This window comes from Blastococcus sp. SYSU DS0753, assembly GCF_054051175.1.
Genome location: NZ_JBJHAT010000003.1, coordinates 260,872 through 267,675 on the forward strand (window position 1 = coordinate 260,872; position 6,804 = coordinate 267,675).

Consider the following 6,804-nt stretch of genomic DNA (forward strand, 5'->3'; position numbering starts at 1 on the left):
GCGCGGGGCCGGGGCCGTCGTGGACACTGGTGGGGCACCCGACCGCCCGAGGAGGACCCGCTGCCGACGTCCTGCTGTCCCGCTGGGTCGACGTGCCGGTGATCACCGATCCGCGCACCTCGTTCGGGTCCCGCGCCGCCGTGGCCCCCGCCGGCCGCCGCTCCCTGGCGCGCACGCTCACCCGGCCGAGCCTGCCCGCCGTCGTCGGACTCCTCGTGGTCGTCGCCTTCTTCGCGGTGCGGGTGCCGGACCTGGTCAGCCCCTTCGGGCTGGCGACGGTCCTGGACACCGCGGCGCTGCTGGGCATCGGCGGCGTCGCCGTCGCGCTCCTGCTGGTGGCCGGGCAGTTCGACCTCTCGGTCGGGGTGGTCGCCGTCGCGAGCTCACTGCTCACGGCGCTGCTGATCGGCCACGCGGGGTGGGGCACCTGGCCGGCCCTGCTCGTCTCGCTGCTGGCGGCGCTGCTCGTGGGGGTGGTCAACGGCGTGCTCGTCGTGAACACCGGCCTGCCGAGCTTCCTGGTGACCCTGGCGACCTTCCTGATCCTGCAGGGCACCTCGCAGGCCGGGGCCCAGGAGGTCGCCGGCGGCACGCGGATCGGCGGTCTGGACCAGGCCCCTGGCTGGTCGTCGGCGACGGCTGTCTTCGACGCGACCGCGCAGCTGGGCAACGGCCGGTTCAGCGTGAGCATCCTCTGGTGGCTCGGCCTCACCGCGCTGGCCACCTGGGCGCTGTGGCGGACCAAGTTCGGCAACGCGGTGTTCGCCAGCGGGGGCGCCCGGCGAGCCGCGCGTGAGCTCGGCGTCCCGGTGCGCCGGACGACGGTGGCGCTGTTCTGCCTCACCGCGGCAGCGGGCTGGCTGCTCGGCACCATGACGCTGGTGCGGCTGGGCAGCGTCCAGGCCGGCGGAACCGTCGGCATCCTCAGCGGGATCGACTTCATCGTGGTGGCGGTCATCGGCGGCTGCCTGCTGACCGGCGGATACGGGTCGACGATCGGCGCCGCCGTCGGCGCCCTGCTGTACGCGGTGGCCCGGCAGGGCATCACCCTGGCCGACTGGGACACCCGCTGGTTCCAGGCGCTGCTGGGGGTGCTCCTGCTGGTGGCGCTGCTGGCCAACGGCGAGGTGCGCCGGCGGCTCCGGGCGAGGCCACGGTCGTGAGCTCCGCCGCCCCCGTCGACGAGGCCGCCGCGCCGGGCCCCACCCCGGTCGTGGAGCTGCGCGGCGTCACCGTGCGGCACGGCAGCGTGCCGGCGCTGAGCCGGGTCAGCGTGGCGCTCCTGCCCGGGCAGATCACCTGCGTCCTCGGGGAGAACGGCTCCGGCAAGTCCACGCTCGTGTCGGTGGTCTCCGGGCTGCGCCGCCACGACGAGGGCGAGCTGCTGGTGGACGGCGTGCCCACCCGGTTCCGGTCCCCCCGGCAGGCGCGGGACCTGGGCATCGCCACCGTGTGGCAGGACCTCGCCGTCGCCCCGCTGCTGTCGGTGTGGCGGAACTTCTTCCTGGGCGTCGAGCCCACGCGGGGGGTGTGGCCGCTGCGCCGCCTCGACCTGGACGGAGCCCGCGAGACCACCGTGCGCGCCATGGCCCGGGTCGGCGTCACCGGGCTGGACCCGGACCAGCCGGCCAGCGCCCTGCGGGCCGGGGAACGGCAGAGCCTGGCCGTCGCCCGCGCGCTGCACTTCGGCGCCCGGGCCCTGGTGATCGACGAGCCCGTCACGCCCATGACCGTGGCGCGCCAGACGCTGTTCGGGCAGTCCGTCCTCGCGGCCCGCACCCAGGGGCTGGCGGTCGTCGTCGTCACCAACAACCCGCGCTACGCCCACCTCATCGGTGACCGGTTCCTGCTGCTGGCCCACGGCCAGGTGGCCGGGAACCTCACCCGCGACGACGTCGACGCCGACGTGCTCACCGCGCTGATGGCCGGCGGGGACCAGCTGACCACCCTGACCGACGCGCTCACCGCGCTGCACCCGGAGCTCGGCGAGCGGTGAAACTCCCCCGGGCCCCCGCCGCGCGGGGGCCCGGGGCCGGTCAGCCGGTGAAGATGCTCACCCCGCCCGGGCCGACCAGCAGCCCCACGACGATGAGCACGATCCCCCACAGCAGCTGCCCGCGGAAGATCGAGAAGATCCCGCTGATCACGAGGATCACCGCCAGGATCCACAAGATCGTTGCCAGCATCCGAAACGTCCCTCCTCCGGGCGCCCTGTCGGCACCGTGCACGCTCCGTGGTTGCCGTTGACGGGTCCCGGCAAACCCCGGGTCGCAAAAACCCAGGTGAGGAGTGCAACGGGCGGCCCGCACCGGCGGGCCGCCCGTCACCGATGGTGACTGCTCAGGAGACCAGCGTCGGATCGCAGTCCCGGAGCAGCTGCGTGCAGCGCTCGGCCTCGGCCGTCTCGCCGATGGCCTCGGCCGCCCGTGCCAGGACGGTGACGCAGCGCAGGAAGCCCCGGTTCGGCTCGTGCGACCACGGGACGGGGCCGTAGCCCTTCCACCCGTTGCGGCGCAGCGCGTCGAGCCCGCGGTGGTAGCCGGTGCGGGCGTAGGCGTAGGCCTGGATGGTGTCGCCGAGCGCCCGCTCGGGGCGGCTCATCGCCTCCTCGGCGAGGCCGGCCCACACCGCGCTCACCGTGGGGTGGTGCGCGGCGACCTCCGCGAGCGTGGCGCCCTCGGCGAGCTCGGCGTCGGCCTCCGGCGTGGCCGGCAGCAGCGTGGCCGGCGGCTCGCCCAGCAGGTTTCCGTGGGAGTGGCTCATCGTCAGGCCCCCTGCGACTGGCCGGCCGAGAGCAGGTGCTCGCACGCCTCGACGACACGGGCGGCCATGTTTGTCTCGGCGGCCTTCATGTAGCTGCGCGGGTCGTAGACCTTCTTGTTGCCGACCTCGCCGTCGATCTTCAGCACGCCGTCGTAGTTGCTGAACATGTGCCCGGCGATGGGCCGGGTGAAGGCGTACTGGGTGTCGGTGTCGACGTTCATCTTCACGACGCCGTAGGAGAGCGCCTCGCGGATCTCCGACTCCGCCGAGCCCGAGCCACCGTGGAAGACCAGGTTGAACGGCTTGGCGTCCTCGCCGAGGCCGAACTCCTTCGCGACCAGCGCCTGCCCGCGCTGGAGCACGTCGGGGCGGAGCTTGACGTTGCCCGGCTTGTAGACGCCGTGCACGTTGCCGAAGGTCGCCGCGAGCAGGTAGACCCCGCGCTCCCCCAGCCCCAGCTTCTGCGCGGTGCGCAGGAAGTCGCCGTCGGCGGTGTAGAGCTTCTCGTTGATCTCGGCGACGACGCCGTCCTCCTCCCCGCCGACGATGCCGATCTCCAGCTCCAGCACGAGCTTGGCGGCGGCGGACTTCTCCATCAGCTCCTCGGCGATGTCGAGGTTCTCACCGAGCTCGATCGCCGAGCCGTCCCACATGTGCGACTGGAACAGCGGCTCCTGCCCGGCGTCCACCCGGTCCTTCGACAGCGCGATGAGCGGGCGGACGTAGGAGTCGAGCTTGTCCTTGGGGCAGTGGTCGGTGTGCAGCGCCACGTTGATCGGGTACTTCTCGGCGACGACGTGGGCGAACTCGGCGAGCGCCACCGCGCCGGTGACCATGTCCTTGACCCGGGTGCCCGAGCCGAATTCGGCGCCGCCGGTGGAGAACTGGATGATCCCGTCGCTGCCGGCGTCGGCGAAGCCGCGCAGCGCCGCGTTGATCGTCTCCGAGGAGGTGCAGTTGATCGCCGGGTAGGCGAACCCGCCCTCCTTCGCGCGGCTGATCATGTCGGCGTAGACCTCGGGGGTCGCGATGGGCATGGGGGTGCTCTCCTCCGTCGGGAACGGCTGTACGGCGCTGTACGGGCGAACGTCGGTGATCAGTATCGCGCTGCGCCCCCGGCCGCGACAGCACGGGCGGCAGCGGAGCCCGACCGGGCGACACCGGGTCGGCCCGGGTCGGGCACCGGTCAGCCCTGCTCGATGCGGCTGACCACCCGGGCGGCGACGACCACCGGGTCGTAGGTCGGCGAGAACGGCGGCGCGTAGGAGAGGTCGGACCCGGCGAGGTCCTCGGCGGTCATCCCCGCCCAGATCGCGGCGGCCAGCACGTCGATCCGCTTGCCCGAACCGGGGCCGCCGACGATCTGGGCGCCGAGCAGCCGCCCCGAGCCCGCCTCGCTCAGCAGCTTGATCGCGATCTCCTCCGCGCCGGGGTGGTACCCGGCCTTCGTCGTCGCCTCCACGGTGTCGGTGCGGTAGTCGAACCCGGCATGCTCGGCCTCGGTGGTGCACAGCCCCGTGCGGCCGATCTCCAGGTCCCCCACCTTGGTCAGCGCCGTCCCCAGCACCCCGGCGAAGCGGGCTGCCCGGCCGCCGACGACCGAGCCGGCCACCCGGCCCTGCTTGTTCGCGTGGGTGCCCAGGGCGACGTGGGCGACCTCGCCGGTGACCCGGTGGAAGGTCTGCGAGCAGTCGCCGGCGGCGTAGATCTCCGGGTGCGAGCGGGTGCGCTGGGTGCGGTCGACGTCGATGGCGCCGGTGGTCCCGAGCCGGATGCCGGCCTGCTCGGCCAGCGCCACCTCCGGCCCCATGCCCAGGCCCAGCACCACCAGGTCGGCGTCGTAGCTGCCGGCGTCGGTGCGCACCCCCCGCGCCCGGCCCGACTCGTCCACCAGGATCTCGCGGACCGCCTGGTCGGGGTGCATCTCCATGCCCATGGCCCCCATGCCGGCGCAGACCCGCTGGGCCATGTCGGCGTCGAGCAGCTGCATCGGCAGCGGGTCGGCGAGCACGACGGTGACCGCCAGCCCCCGCCGCTGCAGCGCCTCCGCCATCTCCAGCCCGATGTAGCCGCCGCCCAGGACCAGGGCGCGGCGGGGACCGGCGTCCAGGGCGGCCCGGATGGCGGCGCCGTCGTCGAGCCGGTGCACGCCGAAGACGCCCGGCGCGTCCAGGCCGGGGATCGGCGGGCGGGTCGGGCGGCCTCCCGTGGCGACGAGGAGGCGGTCGTAGCCGATCCGCTCGCCGGTGTCGGTGACGACCTTCCCGGCGTCGGGATCGATCCCGACCGCCCGCGTGCCGGTGTGCACGGTGATGTCCCGGGCGGCGAACTCCGCCGGCGTCCGGGCGATCAGCTCGTCCCGGCCCTGGACCTCCCCGCCCACCCAGTAGGGGATGCCGCAGGCGGAGTACGAGACGACGTCGCCCTGCTCGAGCACGACGATCTCGAGGTCGTCGGCGTTCCGCAGCCGGCGGGCCTGGGCCGCCGCGGACATCCCGGCCGCGTCGCCTCCGATGACGAGGAACCGCTCCCTGCTCATCGCCCCAGCGTGGCACCGGCCGGCGCGCTGCGGAACACCGTGCCGGGGTTGAGCAGGCCGGCCGGGTCGAGCGCGGACTTGATCGAGCGGTGCACGTCCAGCGACACCGGGCCGATCTCGCGCTCCAGCCAGTCGACCTTGAGCACACCCACCCCGTGCTCGCCGGTGATCGTCCCGCCCAGCGACAGCCCGAGCTCCAGGATGTCGTCGAAGGCGGCGTAGGCCCGCTGCCGCTGGTCGGCGTCGCCGCCGTCGAAGCAGACGGTCGGGTGCATGTTGCCGTCGCCGGCGTGCCCGACCACCCCGACCACGACGGCGCGCTCCGCGGCGATGCGGTCGCAGCCGTCGAGGAACCCGGCGATCCGCGACCGGGGGACGGCGACGTCGTCGATGAGGATCGCGCCCCCCACCTGCTGCAGGGCGGGCAGCGCCATGCGCCGGGCGGCGAGGAGCAGGTCGCCCTCGGCCTGGTCCTCGGTGGAGTGGACGAACTGCGCGCCGGCCTCCTCGCACAGCGCGGTGAGCGTCGCGATCTCCTCGGCGGCGGCCGCCCCGCCGGTGTCGGACTGCGCCACCAGCAGCGCGCGGGTGTCGTGGTCCAGGCCGGCCTTGAGCACCTGGTCCACGGTGCGGATGCAGGTGTTGTCCATGATCTCCAGCAGGCTGGGCACCAGCCCCGCGGTGACCACCCGCTCGACGACCTGGCCCGCCTGGGCCGTCGTGGCGAAGGATGCGGCGAGGGTGACCGGCGCCTTCGGTGCGGGCCGCAGCGCGAGCGTCGCCTCGGTGATGACGCCGAGGGTGCCCTCGGACCCCACGAACAGCCGGGCGAGGTCGTAGCCGGCCACGCCCTTCACGGTGCGGCGCCCGGTGCGGAGCACCCGGCCGTCGGCCAGCACGACCTCCAGGCCCAGCACGTAGTCGGTGGTGACGCCGTACTTGACGCAGCACAGACCGCCGGAGTTGGTGGCGAGGTTGCCGCCGAGGGTGCACCAGTCGTAGCTGCTCGGGTCCGGCGGGTAGAACAGCCCGCTGCCGGCGACCGCGTCGCGCAGCTGCTTGTTCACCACCCCCGGCTGGACGACGGCCAGCCGGTCGGCCGGCGAGACCTCCAGGACGGCGTTCATGCGGGTCATCACCAGCGTGATGCCCCCGTCCACGGCGTTGCTGCCGCCCGCGAGCCCGGAGCCGGCGCCCCGCGGGACCACCGGGAGGCCGTGCCGCGAGGCCACGCGCATCACCGCGACGACGTCGTCGGTGCGGCGCGGGAACACCACGGCCGCCGGGGTTCCGGCGGGCGCCATCATCGCCTGGTCGCGGGCGTAGCCGGCCGTCACGTCGGGGTCGGTCAGGACGCCGTCGGGGCCCAACGCGTCGGTCAGCTCGGCGAGCCACGTCGCCGTCGTCGTGGTCACCGTCACACCGTACGGCCTCCAGTCCGGGGGGGGGGGCGGGGGGGGGGGGGTGGGCCGGGCCGCGCGGGCGGGGCGCCCGGGCGGGGG

7 protein-coding genes are annotated in these 6,804 nt (G+C 74.3%); 2 read left to right on the forward strand and 5 right to left on the reverse strand.

The window, feature by feature from the left end; genetic code table 11:
• Positions 1 to 29: 29 nt before the first annotated feature.
• A complete protein-coding gene (locus ACI799_RS04675; protein WP_456590037.1) occupies positions 30 to 1,163 on the forward strand; it encodes an ABC transporter permease in 1,134 nt (377 codons plus the stop codon).
• On the forward strand, positions 1,160 to 1,996 hold the full coding sequence (locus tag ACI799_RS04680) for an ATP-binding cassette domain-containing protein (protein WP_456590038.1): 837 nt from the start codon (positions 1,160 to 1,162) through the stop codon (positions 1,994 to 1,996). The genes ACI799_RS04675 and ACI799_RS04680 overlap by 4 nt, the downstream gene beginning before the upstream one ends.
• A gap of 40 nt (positions 1,997 to 2,036) precedes the next feature.
• Here the strand turns inward: ACI799_RS04680 and ACI799_RS04685 are convergent, their stop codons facing one another.
• From ACI799_RS04685 to ACI799_RS04705, 5 genes are all read right to left on the reverse strand, one after another.
• A complete protein-coding gene (locus ACI799_RS04685; RefSeq protein ID WP_456590039.1) occupies positions 2,037 to 2,186 on the reverse strand; it encodes a GPGG-motif small membrane protein in 150 nt (49 codons plus the stop codon).
• A gap of 154 nt (positions 2,187 to 2,340) precedes the next feature.
• Complete coding sequence (locus ACI799_RS04690) at positions 2,341 to 2,763, reverse strand: DUF3151 domain-containing protein (RefSeq protein ID WP_456590040.1); 423 nt, start codon at positions 2,761 to 2,763, stop codon at positions 2,341 to 2,343.
• A gap of 2 nt (positions 2,764 to 2,765) precedes the next feature.
• Entirely contained in the window at positions 2,766 to 3,800 is a 1,035-nt protein-coding gene (gene fbaA / locus ACI799_RS04695) for a class II fructose-bisphosphate aldolase (RefSeq protein ID WP_456590041.1), read from the reverse strand.
• A 149-nt stretch (positions 3,801 to 3,949) separates the two neighbouring features.
• Positions 3,950 to 5,302 carry an FAD-dependent oxidoreductase gene (locus tag ACI799_RS04700; protein ID WP_456612529.1) on the reverse strand — a complete coding sequence of 451 codons (1,353 nt, stop codon included), beginning with the start codon at positions 5,300 to 5,302 and terminating at the stop codon, positions 3,950 to 3,952.
• Positions 5,299 to 6,717, reverse strand: a complete 1,419-nt coding sequence (locus ACI799_RS04705; protein ID WP_456590043.1) for an FAD-binding oxidoreductase — start codon at positions 6,715 to 6,717, stop codon at positions 5,299 to 5,301. Before ACI799_RS04705 ends, ACI799_RS04700 begins: the two co-directional genes overlap by 4 nt.
• Positions 6,718 to 6,804: the final 87 nt, after the last annotated feature.